The 15,724-nt window shown below is 35.6% G+C and carries 10 protein-coding genes; 5 read left to right on the forward strand and 5 right to left on the reverse strand.

Annotated features, from left to right (window positions below; all coding sequences use genetic code 11):
- Positions 1-40: 40 nt before the first annotated feature.
- Positions 41-1,408 carry a UDP-N-acetylmuramate--L-alanine ligase gene (locus tag A3EM_RS0106195; protein WP_026210129.1) on the reverse strand — a complete coding sequence of 456 codons (1,368 nt, stop codon included), beginning with the start codon at positions 1,406-1,408 and terminating at the stop codon, positions 41-43.
- 590 nt (positions 1,409-1,998) lie between these two features.
- Between A3EM_RS0106195 and dnaB the strand changes: the two genes are divergently transcribed.
- Positions 1,999-3,573 carry a replicative DNA helicase gene (gene dnaB / locus A3EM_RS0106205; protein ID WP_020527312.1) on the forward strand — a complete coding sequence of 525 codons (1,575 nt, stop codon included), beginning with the start codon at positions 1,999-2,001 and terminating at the stop codon, positions 3,571-3,573.
- A 22-nt stretch (positions 3,574-3,595) separates the two neighbouring features.
- Here the strand turns inward: dnaB and A3EM_RS0106210 are convergent, their stop codons facing one another.
- Positions 3,596-4,810, reverse strand: a complete 1,215-nt coding sequence (locus A3EM_RS0106210) for a DUF445 domain-containing protein (protein WP_020527313.1) — start codon at positions 4,808-4,810, stop codon at positions 3,596-3,598.
- A 235-nt stretch (positions 4,811-5,045) separates the two neighbouring features.
- Between A3EM_RS0106210 and gcvT the strand changes: the two genes are divergently transcribed.
- The gene (gene gcvT / locus A3EM_RS0106215; protein WP_020527314.1) at positions 5,046-6,134 is read left to right on the forward strand and encodes a glycine cleavage system aminomethyltransferase GcvT; all 1,089 of its coding nucleotides are present in this window, start codon (positions 5,046-5,048) and stop codon (positions 6,132-6,134) included.
- 28 nt (positions 6,135-6,162) lie between these two features.
- Here gcvT and A3EM_RS0106220 read toward each other — a convergent pair whose 3' ends face one another.
- Positions 6,163-8,187 (reverse strand): NAD-binding protein, encoded by a 2,025-nt coding sequence (locus tag A3EM_RS0106220; protein WP_083925182.1) that lies wholly within the window; start codon positions 8,185-8,187, stop codon positions 6,163-6,165.
- A gap of 496 nt (positions 8,188-8,683) precedes the next feature.
- Between A3EM_RS0106220 and A3EM_RS0106225 the strand changes: the two genes are divergently transcribed.
- Both A3EM_RS0106225 and A3EM_RS0106230 read left to right on the forward strand, forming a co-directional pair.
- Positions 8,684-10,363 (forward strand): DUF1800 domain-containing protein, encoded by a 1,680-nt coding sequence (locus A3EM_RS0106225; protein WP_020527316.1) that lies wholly within the window; start codon positions 8,684-8,686, stop codon positions 10,361-10,363.
- A gap of 56 nt (positions 10,364-10,419) precedes the next feature.
- On the forward strand, positions 10,420-12,111 hold the full coding sequence (locus A3EM_RS0106230) for a DUF1501 domain-containing protein (RefSeq protein ID WP_020527317.1): 1,692 nt from the start codon (positions 10,420-10,422) through the stop codon (positions 12,109-12,111).
- Positions 12,112-12,258: 147 nt separating this feature from the next.
- On the opposite strand, the gene fbp is transcribed toward A3EM_RS0106230, so the two are convergent.
- The gene (gene fbp / locus A3EM_RS0106235; protein WP_020527318.1) at positions 12,259-13,269 is read right to left on the reverse strand and encodes a class 1 fructose-bisphosphatase; all 1,011 of its coding nucleotides are present in this window, start codon (positions 13,267-13,269) and stop codon (positions 12,259-12,261) included.
- 204 nt (positions 13,270-13,473) lie between these two features.
- Between fbp and moaA the strand changes: the two genes are divergently transcribed.
- Positions 13,474-14,481, forward strand: coding sequence for a GTP 3',8-cyclase MoaA (gene moaA, locus A3EM_RS0106240; RefSeq protein WP_044237658.1), 1,008 nt, complete (start codon positions 13,474-13,476; stop codon positions 14,479-14,481).
- A 44-nt stretch (positions 14,482-14,525) separates the two neighbouring features.
- Here moaA and A3EM_RS0106245 read toward each other — a convergent pair whose 3' ends face one another.
- A complete protein-coding gene (locus A3EM_RS0106245; protein ID WP_020527320.1) occupies positions 14,526-15,713 on the reverse strand; it encodes a phosphoglycerate kinase in 1,188 nt (395 codons plus the stop codon).
- Between the last annotated feature and the right edge of the window lie 11 nt (positions 15,714-15,724).

The following is a 15,724-nucleotide window of genomic DNA, read 5'->3' on the forward strand; positions in this document are numbered from 1 at the left end:
TTTTTCAGGCTAAAAGCACTTTAAAAAAAGTAATGGCTTGTTAGGAAAGAATTTGGTTGCTCAGTTTGTTCAAGTCCAGATTATTGAAATTTCCAGAGGACATTAATAGTAAGTTTTTCCCTTTCCAGCTTTGTTCCAAAAGGAATTTTTCCATTTCTGTGGAATCGGTAAAAATTACCAAATCTTCATTATTGAACCCAAATCTTAAATCCTGGTGGGAAATAGGCTCCAATCGTTTCAGCGCAACAGTTTCAGGGTTGTAATACACAATGGCCACATCCGCCTCATTCATTGTCCCATTAAAATGCCCTGTAAAATCTTTGTTGAGACTGCTGAAAGTATGGAGTTCTATACAAGCTACTAACCCTTTTCCCGGAAATTGCTTCTTTACAGCATTTATAGTAGCCATTAATTTGGAAGGGGCATGTGCAAAATCCTTAAATACTTTGGTTTGCTCATTTTCACCAATTAATTCCAATCTGCGACTAGCCCCGTCAAAAGATTGAATGGCTTCGTAAAATTGAGATTCCACAATTCCCAACCGCAACGCTGTTTTCAAAGCCGCATTTACATTTTGAAGATTATGTTCTCCAAAAAATCTTACCGGAACTTTTTCCTTATTATCAGTAACCAGATAAGTTATACCTTTTTCAATTTTATGCTTGTGAGTTCCATAAGGAATAAGCAGCACATCTTCAGGAATTGCTGCCTGCTGTATGACCTTTTTTAATGAGGAATCCCTTTCACAATAAATAAGTGTCCCTGCTTTTACAGAGGACTCAATAAACTTTTTGAATTGCTCACAGTAATTTTCAAAAGTTGGGAACACATTTATATGATCCCAGGCAATCCCTGTTATTACCCCAATATGGTGATGGTAATTGAAAAATTTAGGCTTTTTGTCAATAGTAGAGGAAGGATATTCATCTCCTTCAAGCAGGATAAGAGGAGCTTCTTCTGTGAGTTTTACAGGGTATTTAAGGTTATTAGTGGCTGCCCCTATAAGATAATCAGGATTTTTGCCCCAATAATTTAATACATGCGTGATCATGGCTGTAACAGTAGTTTTGCCATGGCTGCCGGCTATTACAACCCTTTGTTTATCCTGCGATTGATTGAAAACAAACTCGGGAAAAGAATAAATTTTTATACCAATTTCGACTGCTTTTTTTAATTCCGGGTTATCCGCCTTAGCATGCATTCCCAAAATCACTGCGTCTAATTCTGTGTTAATTTTTTCGGGAAACCAACCAAACTTTTCTGGTAAAATACCATTTTCCTTCAGCTTACTTAATGATGGTTCAAATATTTCATCATCTGACCCGCTAACAGATATGCCTTTATTTTTAAGTGCTATGGCCAAATTATGCATTATACTCCCTCCAATCGCAATAAAATGAACTCTCATGTGTATTATTATTTCCTCTTAATATAATCTTGCCTAAGAGATGGGGGAAATCTGATCTAAATCCTAATGTATTTCTGGCCCACTTTCTCTAAATTCTACTAATCCTTTTTGGCTAAAGGGTTAATTCAGTATTCTTTTTGAATGAAGTGCCAGTACTAATTCATTCTGATCACATCCATTTCTTTTTCAAATAATTGTGGAGCTAATTAATATATTTAATTTAGTCCACCTGTCTCTATTTAATTAATCTTAAAAAAGGTAAAATTATCAAATTTATAAATCTCACCAAACTAAGTATTAATATTCTGCCAGTTAAAAAATACTTTTTACTGCTACTGAAGTTAAATATGATCTGAAAACTTCCTCTGAAACACCAGAACTTGCAAATAAAAGAGTTAAAGACATCACTTGCCTTATTTTTAGAAAAATTTTTCGAGCTAATTTACCATTAGCCTAGTAAAGTAGAATAAATAAATTGATGAATAATGGCAAAAAAAATCTTTGCTGATCAGAGATTATTTTCACTCAAAATTTCTAAATTAAGTTTGGTTGAAAGCTGGAATGAAAACCAAAATATCTAATTTTGTAAGATGGCAGAGGAAATATCAAACAAACAAAACGAAAGGTTCAAGCCCAAAAAGCGAAAAACTACAGAACCAGCTCCTATAGGGAAAAAAAGACCTTATGATATAGAATTGGAACAAGCGGTGCTAGGCGCACTTATGCTTGAAAAAAATTCACTTAATGAAGTTATTGAATTATTAAAACCAGAGTCTTTTGATTTAGAGGCTCATCAAAAAATATATAATGCCATCCTGACCCTTTTCTCCAAGTCAGAGCCGATTGATTTGCTTACTGTAACCAATCAACTAAGGTCTACCGGAGAATTGGAAATGGCCAAGGGTGCTTTTTATATTACACAGCTCACTCAAAGGGTAAACTCTGCGGCAAACATTGAATATCATGCCCGGTTGTTATTGCAATATGCCATCAAAAGGGAATTGATTTCTATTTCCAATGAGGTGCAAAAAGAGGCCTATGAAGAAACTACGGATGTTTTTTATCTTCTGGATAAAATGGAACAGGCTCTATTTGAGGTTTCTGAGTTAAATATCCGGAAAAATTATGCTGGAATGAATTCCATTATGAGTGAAGCCATTCAGGAGTTGGAAAGTATGCGTGATCAGGATGATGGGCTTACCGGTGTACCCAGTGGTTTTTCTTCACTGGACCGGGTAACTTCAGGTTGGCAAAAATCTGATTTAGTGATTTTAGCAGCCAGGCCTGGTATGGGTAAAACAGCTTTTGTACTTTCCACTCTGAGGAATGCAGCGGTTGAGTTTAACAGACCTGTGGTTATTTTTTCTTTGGAAATGTCCTCGGTTCAGTTGGTGAAAAGGCTTATTTCAGCTGAAGCTGAATTGTCAAGTGAAAAATTAAAAACCGGAAAACTTACTGATTTTGAGTGGAAAAAACTCATTGATAAAACCTCCAAATTATCTGAAGCTCCTCTGTTTATTGATGATACTCCGGCATTAACCGTATTGGAACTAAGGGCAAAATGTAGAAGACTGAAGGCCCAACACGATATCCAGATGATTGTAATTGACTATCTGCAATTGATGTCGGGTGATTCAGGGAAAAGTGGTAACAGGGAACAGGAAATCGCCATGATTTCCCGATCTTTGAAACAGCTTGCCAAGGAATTGAATGTGCCTGTAATTGCCCTTTCTCAGTTGAGCAGGGCGGTGGAAACCAGGGGAGGAGACAAGCGGCCTCAGCTTTCCGATTTGAGGGAATCAGGTTCAATCGAGCAGGATGCGGATATGGTAATCTTTTTGTACCGTCCTGAATATTATGGAATTACAGAAGATGAAGAAGGGAACTCCGTAACAGGAATGGGAGAGGTGATGTTTGCCAAAAACAGGCATGGTTCTATCACCAGTGTTTATCTGAAATTTATTGGGCAATACACCAAATTTACCGATTGGGAAACTGATGGATTTATTGGAGACGAATTTAACGCTGGGATTTCAGCAGCAGATTATGCTAATGAGTTTGATACCCAAAATACCATCACCTTAAAAAGTAAAATCAATCAGAATAAAGACGATCAACAACCTGGAAGTGCATCCAATAGTTTCCCGGATGATCCTCCATTCTAGATAGAGATAGATCCCAAAAGGATCAAGAAAATAACAAGAAATACTGGGCAAACCCAGCGAAGCATCCAAGAAAAGCTCCAACAAGAATAAGTGTCAGTTCATCCTCCTGAAAAATTGGTCTTAAAAAACCTTCAAATTCAACGGGAGAAAGGGCTGACATTTTTTCTCTTAAAGTATTTCTGATATTCAAAGTTTCCTCGGCATAATGGAATACTTGTTTTAAGGAGATTGGCAACTCCTGTTTAAATCGGAAAATGGCAATGTTTTTAATAATATCCAGTTTTTCCTGACTAACTATCCATTTGATTAAGATGGAGGATGAATTGGCAGTTTGATCAACAATTTTCTCAATATTGTCTTTTATTATTTCCGCCATTTTAATTGAGCCGGGACCTCTTACCATAAATTCGAATAAACCAGCCGTAGTCACTACTTTTTCACTAATGATACTTGAATATTCTCTGGCAACTTCCTGTTGTCTTCTCAGAAATAATCCCTGATAAGATAATGGGCCAATTTTTATCGGATTTCTGGGTTCGAAAATAAGTTTTAAAGCCAGCCAGTTAGTGGCGTATCCTATGAAAAAACCAAACAAAGGCAGAAACCACCAGGGTTGGTAAAAATAGAAGGCAACCATTTGCATCAGGCCAAACACAAAACCAAAGTAAAACCCGGATTTTTCAATGAATTTGAATTCCTTTTCCCCACAAGTCAGAAATATCTGATTCACTAATAATTTGTTGTTGGTGAGAATACTTACCGCAAGTTTTTTTAGATCCACAAGTTCATTAATATTTACCTTAATGTCTTTCATCATATCTTTTACCGTATGGGGAAATTCTTCTTCTACTGCATGGTAAACAGTTTGTTTTAGAGACTCAGGAGACCTTGCCCACAGGTCAGGGATTTGAGAAACCATCACCTCTTCAATGATCTTCCGGGTGGCGTCTTTAAGCCCTGGTTCCATCTCCTTTACAATAACTTCAGGATCAATTAAATCGAATTGTTCTTCAATTTTCATGAGCTTTGCCGTAAGCAAATCAACTGCCTTTTCTGCCATTTTTTTTACCTTGGAAGGGATAATTCCCTGCCAGCCTATTGGCCTGATTCCTACAAAATCAATAGGGTAAAAAGTCATTTTTAAAGCCAGCACATTTGTCCCCCATCCAACTATTCCACTGGTAATGGGAATAGAAAGTAAAATTAAACTTTCAAATGAGGTAAGTTCAAAGGCCATGGATTTTATCGGGAAAAATTCATTGTATACTTAAATGTAGAATAATCGGGCAACTCTCTGAAATAGCTTTGCAAAATAATATATTTATTTCAACCTTTATGCAAAATTTAAGACTTGTGTTCAATAAATTAATAAAGTTTGCCAGATAATGCGAAAGCATGGGTTCTACCTGAACATAGACTTAAATCAATAAACAACCTATATCAATTAATTAAAACAAAACACCTGAAATTAAATGGAATTAAAAGAAATAGCCCTTAATGATGTTCATGAAGAATTAGGAGCTAAAATGGTTGGCTTTGCAGGATATAACATGCCAGTGAGGTATTCATCAGATATTGAGGAGCACAAAGTTGTTCGAGACAATGTTGGGGTTTTTGATGTATCCCATATGGGAGAATTTATTCTCAAAGGGCCAAAAGCGTTGGATTTAATTCAAAAAATTTGTTCAAATGATGCCTCCAAACTTTTTGTGGGAAAAGCTCAATACTCCTGTTTTCCAAACCATGAAGGAGGAATTGTGGATGATCTTTTAGTATATAAATTAGCTGAGGAGGAATATTTACTGGTCGTGAATGCCTCTAATATTCAGAAAGACTGGGAATGGATAAAGCAACACAATTCCGAAAATGTTGAGATGATTGATGTTTCTGATGAAACTTCTTTATTTGCGGTTCAGGGACCAAATGCCACAAAAGTTCTTCAAAAATTAACGGATGAAAAACTGGATGAAATGGGTTATTATACCTTCACCAAAGGGAAGTTTGCCACCTATGATGACATCATTATTTCTGCTACAGGCTATACCGGAGCTGGAGGTTTTGAGCTTTATGTGCCCAATCCTGTAGCTAAAGAAATCTGGAATAAAATATTTGAAGCGGGAAAGGAATTTGATATTAAGCCAATCGGTCTTGGGGCTAGGGATACCCTTAGGCTGGAAATGGGTTTCTGTCTGTATGGGAATGATATAACCGATACGACTTCACCACTTGAAGCAGGATTAGGCTGGATAACCAAGTTTACCAAGAATTTCATCAACTCTGAAAACCTTCAGAAGCAAAAAGAAGAAGGTATTACCCGTAAATTAGTAGGTTTTAAAATGGTTGATAAAGGGATTCCAAGGGCCCATTATCCAATTTTAAATGCTGAAGGAGAACAAATTGGGGAAGTAACCTCTGGTACGATGTCACCAATGCTTGGAATAGGAATAGGGATGGGATATGTACAAAAGGATTATAGTAAAAATGATACTGAAATTTTAATTGGGGTAAGAAACAGGCAATTGAAGGCAGTTGTAAGTAAGCCTCCATTTATTGGAAAATAACCTGAATAAAAGGAAAAATTAGTTGAAATTACCCCACTAGTTTTTCCTTTACTTTTTTCAATAGTGGAATTAATAAAAACATATTAAAGTCCTTGTCTTCCATCTCCTTACTTAAATCCTCATAAGGAATTAATTGGTCATGAATTTTTAGAGAGTCCTTTAATATTTTTGTGGTTTTGGAGTCGTTTTCCGGGAAAGGTCCATATCGGAAATTGAAACATAGTTTTTCTGAGCACCATCTTTTGTGTTCAACTGGAGCAAAAACTTTAAAGTATTGTTCAATGACCTTATTATTAATATCCTGATGTCCCATCTTTCCAATGAAATTAAGTTTAATTTCCAGGTGTCTGGCCACATACCTGTTTGATTCCTGTTTCAAATCTGAAAGACTATTCCATCTTTCATCAATGGTAAATAAGGGTTTTAAATCTTCAATTTTCTTTTCCAGTATTTTAGCTAATTCTGCCAATACATAGTTTTCCAGTTGAATTAATGGAGCGTTGTCGGCTATGGGAAAATTTACATATCCAAATTCTAATTTTTGTAAAGCTTCAACGGTTAATTTATCCCTGTCCTTTTCATCCAGAAGCCAATAAAACTCATATTTTATCGAATAAAAATAATTGATAATTTTAGAAAGAGAATCTATGATGCCTATTTCATCAATCAATTTTGTTTTGGTACAGGTATCGGTTATCAGTCGGATTACATTGATATTAAATTTTTCCTTTAGCTCATTGAATAACCTCAATTCACTTCCCTCACTTTGAATTTCCATAGGCTCCAGTAAATCCAGAATCTTGGATTTTTCGGGAAGGGTTAGAATAATTGGAATCCGGTTTAAATCTCCTTTTTCTGCATATAACATCTGCCTGAAACTATTGGCAATTCCAAGCAAATAAGTATCTTCATCCCCAAAAATATAAGCATGGCTAAGGTGTTTGAGGTCATTATTGAAAGATTCACTTTTAAAAATTTCAGAATGAAAATTTTCATCTTCCAACTCGATGGGGAAAATATCCAGAAATTCTTCGATAAAGGGAAATCTGAATTTTAATTCTTTATATTTCTTCTCAATATCCCGGTCAATCAATAAAATTTTCAAATTTCTTAAGCCAGGACTATGGCTCAGGATAATATTTTCAAAAATAAATACCTCTGTAGTGGCATTTACTCCTAAAATTACAATAGTATTTTCTGAGGAAATCACTTCGGTAATATTTCCTTCATTGTCTTTTTTTATGGTATAATCAACACCATTAAGTGGGGAGTATTGGTCATAGATTATTTGAGCTGCGGAGGTGTGGGGGTTAAATGCATCAATATCAAAATTTTCTGTAGTATTATATAAATCCATATAATCTTTCAGAAAAAACTTATTATTCCAGTTCTCCACATTTACCAAAACTTTAAGAGGTCCATGGATAATTTTTTTTCGTTGATTGAGCCATGAAAGAATATTTATTGATTGCAAGTTTTCCTCCTCATTGGTATTAAGCACCAGGCAATGACCAGCCCTGGCAATTCCGGCCTTGATAAAATCATTACTTTCAGAACCTGATCGGGCCAAAACAAACCCTCCCAGAGAGCGAATTTTAGTTGTGTTTTCGTCAAAGTTTGGTTGTTTATCTAAAACTACAACCTTAGAACCGCTTTTTAATAATTCAATAGCAATTCGATAGCCTATTCCCGAATTACCCACAATTATCGTATGACCCCTGTAAAACAACATGATCCAAACGGAGGCTATAGCATCATAGGCATAGTTCCAGATAATATTTAAAATACCATAACCCAGTACTCCCGCTGCCAGGTAACTTGCTACGGCTATTTGCCAGTTTTGTATATTAGGTTCCAAACCAGCCATAAGGAACATACCAAGGATGGCATACAATGAATTTAGTAAATGGTATTGTTCCTTGTAGTGAAGTTCTTCATCATTCTTTAAATTCTCTAATACCTCAGAATCCAGATAGCCCCAAAATCCAAAAATAAAAACGGCTATTATCCCAAAGACAATCAGCATAGATTGGGACTGAACGAATCTTCTCATTTAATAACAATTAAGGAAATTTTCTCAAAATATGAAGACTTTAAAATAGTGTTATAATCATCAAATGAGAAAAAATAATACAAATATCTTAGGGTGAGGTAGGAAAAATTGGACTTGAAACTTGGCCTTAACAGAAAAATAAAAAATGTTAAAAAAAATAAAATAATAATATGTGAAAAATTGATATTAGAAATATGCAATTTAATAGAGATGTGAGGCTGGTTGGTTTATTGATTTTTATTTTAATTATCATAATAATATATTAATAAATATGATATTTTAGTTTTATTTATTGCTTATTTGTTTTAAATAAGTAGAATTAGTTTGATTATTAATAGTGTTGGGTGTGTTAGAATAGTGCAATATTTTGCTGGATTTTCTGTTTCTAATTTAATAGCTAAATGTTAACAATATTAAATATAGGAATCGTTTTTGTTTTAAGCTGACACGAATTAAAAACAATTTTTTCCTTTTCGCTAAATTAACCGAAATTTGAATGGCTGATATTACTCCTCACAATGGTACATTAGACAGAAAGATGGCCGCTCATTTGTTGAGAAGGGCTACTTTTGGGCCAACAAAAAAAGAAATCGATGCCTTTACTGGAAAAACAGTTGATCAGGCTGTGAACGATTTAATTGTTGACCAGGAGATACCTTTAGGCCCTGTTGATACTACTACTGGCGATCCTTTGGTGGATCCACTAAATGGCAAGTATAAGTTGGATACTGGAGAAGAAGACTCCAATGCAACTAACTATTTTTTAAGCTGGTGGATGGCTCAGATGTTTAAGTCTGGCACTACATTACACGAAAAAATGACTTTCTTTATGCATGCCCACTTCACCACCATGAAGTCAAAGATAAATGAAAGCACAGCTTTATATTATCAAAATGCTTTTTTTAGGTATTATGCTTTAGGGAATTTTAAGACCCTTTGCCACAAAATCTGTTTTGATAATGCCATGCTAAGGTTTTTGGATGGTATACAAAATGTAAAAGGAAGTCCTCAGGAAAACTTTGGAAGAGAGTTACTGGAACTTTATTCTATTGGGAAAGGCCCTCAGATTGATGATGGGGATTATACTACATATACTGAGGAGGATGTAAAAGCAGCCACCAGGGTACTTTCTGGGTGGGATGAAGATACTACTTTCCAGACACTCGATGTGGATACGGGATATGCTATAGGAAAATTAAAAACCAATGATGATATCAATACTTCCAGGCATGATTCTGAAGAAAAAACTTTCAGTGCAAAATTTAACAATCAGGTAATTGCTCCACTTACTCAGCAAGGAGGTAATACTTCCATAGAAAATGCTCAGGAAGAATTGAGTAATATGATTGATATGATATTTGACCCGGTTTTAACTAATAAGGCAGCTGCCAAATTCATCTGTACAAGACTATACAGATATTTTGTCTATTATAAGGTAACTCCGGAAGTAGAAACAGGAATTATAGACGCACTTGCAGATACCTTCATTGCCAATGATTATGAGTTGAAGCCTGTTTTAGCTCAGTTATTTAAGAGTAAACATTTTTACGACCTTGATACTACAGATAACTCAAGTGATAATAATATCGGTGCTATAATTAAATCCCCACTTGAGTTAGTAATGGGTACTTTAAGGTTTTTCCAGGTGACTATGCCTGATCCTGAACTGGAAGCAGCTTCCCTTGAGGCAATCTATGAGCAGGTATTGAAAAGCATGGAAGACCAGGGTATGGAATTATATGAACCCTTTGAAGTAGCGGGATATCCTGCTTATCATCAGGGCCCTATTTATACAAGAAACTGGATTTCGGCTAGTTGGTTGGGGTACCGGTATTTATTTTCTGATATACTGGTGGCTGGTGAACTGGACAAGGAAAATGGGGTTTTTGGTAAACTGGATATTATTGAATTTGTGGAAAACCCTGATAACGTTACAGACCCAAGAAATGCGACCCAGATGGTAACCGAACTTGTTGAGGATTTGCTTCCGGAAGAAATTTCTGAGGAAAGATTTAATTATTTTCTTGATGCGGTTTTATTAGACGACCTGTCTGCAGTAAACTGGGAATTTGAATGGGATACCTACAAATCTTCTGGTGATGATACAGCGGTAAGAGGGCAATTGGAAAAGCTTATCAAGGCTATTCTACAATCTCCTGAATATCAACTCTCCTAATTTATTTAATCAAAAAACTTAATCACTTCTTTTAGCATTAAGATCAATCTAAAATTATGAAAAGAAGAAAATTTTTACGAAATCTTTCAATGGCTTCCTCAGCCCCGTTGTTTTTAAATGGTATTCCAATAAATGTTTTTGCTAACCAGCATAAATATGCCCAGTTTGCCGCAAATGAGGATTCAGATAAAGTAATGATTATACTCCAGTTACATGGGGGAAATGATGGTTTAAATATGGTTATTCCGGTGGAGCAGTATGCCGGATATTATAATCTTAGGCCAAATATTGCTATTCCTGATAAAGGAAGTAGAAAATTTATTGAACTTGATAATACACTTTCAGAAGGAGAAAAAGTAGGGCTTCACCCTGATATGTTGGGGGTGAAAGAATTATATGATGCCGGAAAGGTAAATATTGTTCAGGGTGTATCTTATGAAAAGGCCAATGGTTCTCACTTTAGGGGAAGAGATGTGTTTTTCATGGGTGGTGGCTATGAAGATTACTTTAATTCTGGCTGGATGGGTCGGTATTTAAATGAAGAATATCAGGCTTATCCAGATGGTGATGCAAATAATCTTCCTTATAATGGTCAGAATGAGATGAAAGACCCTCCTGGTTTGGAAATTGGCTCAGGTGTTTCACTTGCCTTTCATAGAAATGAAGGTATTCCAATATCCCTTTCAGTCAGAAGCCCATTACAATTTTATGATTTAATCAATAGTGTAGGGGGAGAGTTACCCATGGAGTTTCCAGATTCTCACTATGGAGATGAGTTGGAGTACATTATGAAGATGGATCAGCAAGCCAATGTTTTTGGAGCCAGATTAAAAGAGGTTTATGAAAATGGTTCCAATAGCCCTAATGTAACCTATCCTGAAAAATATCCATATGCTACTCAAAGAGCTTTTAACAACCCACTTTCTGGCCAACTAAGGTTAATTGCCAGGTTATTAAAAGGTGGAATTAAAACAAGATTTTTCCTTGCCAGAATTGGCGGTTTTGATACCCATGCAGATCAGGTAGAATCATATGACCCAACTTTTGGTCATCATGCAGCCTTAATGTACCATATTTCTTCTGCAATGAAGGCTTTCCAGGATGATTTGAAAGACCTAGGGATTGAAGACAGGGTAATGACGGTTACCATGAGTGAGTTTGGCAGAAGAGCTAAATCGAATGGTAGTTATGGAACCGATCATGGAAATGCTGCTCCAACCATGGTATTCGGAGCAGGAGTAAACCCTGGGATTATTGGGGCTAACCCGGATTTAGCTAATCTGAAAGGAGGGAATGTACCTATGCAATACGATTATAGGCAAGTTCTCACTTCAATTGTCCAGAATTGGATGGGAGCTGATGAAGAAGCTGTGAAAAGAGCTTTTGAATTGAACACTCCCGAAAAAACAAGTGCATTCCTTGATAATCAGCTTCCTGTGGTTAATCCAAATGGAGTAACCGGAATTAATGATTCTTTCTTTAGTGATCGGTTCAGATTAAACAGTGTTTATCCAAATCCTGTAAAAACTGAAACCACTTTTTCATTCTATATCAATAATTCAGGAAATGTGAAATTGAGGATTTTCAATATGGAAGGTAAAGTGGTGAAGGAGGTTATTAATGAATTCAAACCGTACGGAGAACATGAGGTTACAGTTAATTTGAAAGGTTTGAAGGCAGGATTATACCTCTATAGACTTGAAGCAGGTAAGTATTCTTCAGCTAAAAAGTTGACAATTGTCCCTTAAATATTTCTGGAATAAACCAGAGTTTAGGGCTGAAAAAATAAATAATTATCCAATTGAACCCAATTTATTTAACCTAACCTAATTAAAAAAGCTTCTCGATTTTTATTGAGAAGCTTTTTTTTAATAAAATAAATTTATAAAAACCTTTTAGGCCAATTGCTCTTTTTTTAGGTAGCTCAATACTTCTTCTACCATTTTTTTTGAACCTATGTAAAGTGGAGTTCTCTGGTGTTTTTCTTCAGGTTTTATATCTAAAATTCTCTTTTCCCCATTTGAAGCCATTCCTCCGGCCTGTTCAATAATGAATGCTAAAGAATTACATTCGTATAGCAATCTTAATTTTCCATTTTGATACTTTTCTGTGGATGGGTACATATACATGCCTCCTTTAAGTAAATTCCTATGAAAATCAGCTACTAAAGAACCTATATATCGTGCGCTTAATTCCCGTTGCTTGCATGAATCTATATAGTCTTTTACACCCTGAGGAAAAGAATGGTAACCTCCTTCATTTACAGAATAAATAGAACCATCCTCCTTAATTTTCATATCCGGATGACTTAAAAAATATTCTCCAAGAGAAGGTTCATATGTAAATCCATTTACACCAAAACCTGTAGTAAATACCAACATGGTTGAAGATCCGTACAATATATATCCAGCAGCAACCTGTTCACTTCCTTTTTGTAGGTAATCTTTTTGAGTAGGAGGGGTTCCTATCTCAGATTTTCTCCTATAAATTGAAAAAATAGTACCAACGGAAACATTTACATCAATATTAGAGGAGCCATCCAGGGGATCAATTGTTACAAAATATTTTGCATCATTGTTCTTGGTGTCAATTATATCCTCAACTTCCTCCGACACAATTCCACAGGTTTGTCCACCAATCACCAAGGCTCTCGTAAATCTATAATCTGCTATTACATCCAACATTTGTTGTCGTTCTCCTTGTACATTGTCGGCACCAATGCTTCCTTCGATTCCCGATAATCCGGCTCTGTTTATTTCTCTGTTAATGATTTTGGAGGCAAGTGCAATATCCCTAAGTAATTGGGAAAGCTCGCCTGTGGCAAATGGAAACTCGCCTTGTTTTGCAGCGATAAATCTATCAAGAGCAACTCCAATGGGGGTAGTAAATTTTTCAAGAACAGTCATTTTGATCAGTTTAAGTTTCAGTACTTGCGAATTGATTTGTTTTAGCAGAAATTCGCTATTTGTGTAAAGATACCTTTAAAAATTTAAAATTGACAACCTGAAAACTTTTAAATATTTAAAGAATGTGAATAGGCAAGCTAAGTGATAATAAATTATCTTTGAATAGGAATTCAAATTGGACCTGACTAAATGGGTATAAAACATATGAAAAAAAGTGGAACTACCATATTTGATAATCATGGACGACCTATCAATTATCTGAGACTGGCTGTTACAGACAGGTGTAATTTGAGGTGTTTTTATTGTATGCCAGCCTCTGGTATACATTATTTGCCTAAAAAAGAGTTGCTTTCCTATGAAGAAATGGAAAGGTTAATTGACATTCTTGGTGATTTAGGCATTTCAAAAATCAGAATTACCGGAGGAGAACCATTTTTAAGAAAAGATTTAATCAGGTTTTTAGGAAGAATAAGTAAAAAAGAACCAATACAAAAAATAAGTATAACTACTAATGGTGTGCTGACGGAAAAATATATTCCACAGCTAAAGGACCTGGGAATAAATTCAATTAATTTAAGTCTTGATACTCTGGATAAAGATCGGTTTTTCAGGATAACCAGAAGGGATGAGTTTGCCACTGTGGAAAGGACTTTAAATAAATTAATAGAAAACAATTTTGATCTGAAGATTAATATGGTAGTCATGGAAGGCCAGAATACTCAGGACATTATTCCAATAGCCAAATTAGCCAAAGATTTAAATATAGGAGTTCGTTTTATTGAGGAGATGCCTTTTAACGGAGTTGGAAAGACAGGGAAAGGCTTAAACTGGAATCATCACCATATTAGAAAGGTATTGGCTGATGAATTTGATAGTCTGGTAGAATCCCCTAATGAACCAGGATCAACTTCACAAAACTTTTCGGTTAAAGGATTTAAAGGAAATCTGGGAATAATCGCTGCCTACAGCAGAACTTTTTGTGGTTCTTGTAACCGAATAAGGATTTCCTCTCAGGGCTTGTTAAAGACTTGTCTATATGATGATGGGGTGTTGAACCTAAGAGATATAATGAGAAATGGACAGGATGATAATTTTATCAGGGATCAATTCTTAAATGCTTTTTCCCGAAGAGCAATTGATGGTTTTGAAGCGGAGAGAAATAGAAAAAAATCACCTGAAATTAAAGAAAGCATGTCTACTATAGGTGGATAAGAAAAGGCTTTAAAATTAATTTTAAAGCCTTTTCTTCTTATTCTTTATCCTTCAAGGGCTGCAACTCCTGGAAGTGTTTTCCCTTCCATAAACTCCAATAAAGCTCCTCCTCCAGTAGATACATAAGATACTTTATCTCCGTAACCAAGGTTATTGATAGCTGATGCAGAGTCCCCTCCACCAATCAGTGAAAATCCTCCATTTTCGGTAGCTTTTACCACTGCCTCAGCGATACCTACCGTTCCAACAGCAAAAGTAGGGAATTCAAATACTCCCATAGGACCATTCCATAAAACAGTTTTGGATTCTTCAATTACTTTTGAGAATTTTTCAATGGACTTTGGCCCAATGTCTAATCCTTCCCAATCTGGATTAATTTGGCCTGAAGGAACTACATTAGTGTTAGCATCATTACTGAATCCATCAGCCTCCACAGTATCTTCCGGTAATAAAAGATTAACCCCCTTTTCTTTAGCCTTCTTTAAGAGTTCTAAGGCTAAATCCATTTTATCCTCCTCCAACAACGATTTTCCAATTTCCCCTCCCTGAGCCTTGGAAAAGGTATAGGACATTCCTCCACCAATTATAAGGTTGTCAACCTTGTCCAATAATTTTTCAATTATTAAAATTTTATCGGAAATCTTCGCTCCACCCATAATTGCAGTGAATGGTCTGTCAGGATTGGTCATAATTTTTTCTGCATTATCCAATTCCGCCTTCATCACATATCCGGCACATTTATCAGAAAAGAACTGTGCAATAACAGCTGTAGAAGCATGGGCTCTGTGAGCGGTTCCAAAGGCATCGTTTACATAAAAGTTTCCATGTTTGGATAGTTTTTCCGAAAACCCTACATCTCCTTTTGTTTCTTCTTTATAAAACCTGAGGTTATCCAATAATAATACTTCCCCCGGTTTTAATTCTGAGGAAATTTTATAAGCTTCCTCTCCAATACAATCTCCTCCAAATTTTACCTCAACCCCTAAGGCATCAGAAAGATCTTTTACAATGTGTTTTAAAGAAAATTTTTCTTCATAACCCGTTTTTGGCCGACCTAGATGCGACATCAGGATCAGTGCACCACCATCACCAATTATTTTATTTAAAGTAGGAACAGCAGCCTTAATCCTGGTGTGGTCAGTTATTTCAAAATTTTCGTTTAACGGAACATTAAAATCAACTCTTACCAAAACTTTTTTTCCACTAAAGTTGAATTCGTCAATGCCTTTCATAAAGATATTTT

It is taken from the genome of Flexithrix dorotheae DSM 6795, from assembly GCF_000379765.1.
GTDB classification, from domain to species: Bacteria; Bacteroidota; Bacteroidia; order Cytophagales; family Flammeovirgaceae; genus Flexithrix; species Flexithrix dorotheae.

Excerpts from the sequence above, each read along its gene's own strand:
- A3EM_RS0106245 (WP_020527320.1), bottom strand. The coding sequence starts at position 15,713 with ATGAAAGGCATTGACGAATTCAACTTTAGTGGAAAAAAAGTTTTGGTA.
- A3EM_RS0106220 (WP_083925182.1), bottom strand. The coding sequence starts at position 8,187 with ATGAGAAGATTCGTTCAGTCCCAATCTATGCTGATTGTCTTTGGGATA.
- A3EM_RS0106195 (WP_026210129.1), bottom strand. The coding sequence starts at position 1,408 with ATGAGAGTTCATTTTATTGCGATTGGAGGGAGTATAATGCATAATTTG.
- fbp (WP_020527318.1), bottom strand. The coding sequence starts at position 13,269 with ATGACTGTTCTTGAAAAATTTACTACCCCCATTGGAGTTGCTCTTGAT.
- A3EM_RS0106230 (WP_020527317.1), top strand. The coding sequence starts at position 10,420 with ATGAAAAGAAGAAAATTTTTACGAAATCTTTCAATGGCTTCCTCAGCC.
- gcvT (WP_020527314.1), top strand. The coding sequence starts at position 5,046 with ATGGAATTAAAAGAAATAGCCCTTAATGATGTTCATGAAGAATTAGGA.
- A3EM_RS0106210 (WP_020527313.1), bottom strand. The coding sequence starts at position 4,810 with ATGGCCTTTGAACTTACCTCATTTGAAAGTTTAATTTTACTTTCTATT.
- dnaB (WP_020527312.1), top strand. The coding sequence starts at position 1,999 with ATGGCAGAGGAAATATCAAACAAACAAAACGAAAGGTTCAAGCCCAAA.
- moaA (WP_044237658.1), top strand. The coding sequence starts at position 13,474 with ATGAAAAAAAGTGGAACTACCATATTTGATAATCATGGACGACCTATC.
- A3EM_RS0106225 (WP_020527316.1), top strand. The coding sequence starts at position 8,684 with ATGGCTGATATTACTCCTCACAATGGTACATTAGACAGAAAGATGGCC.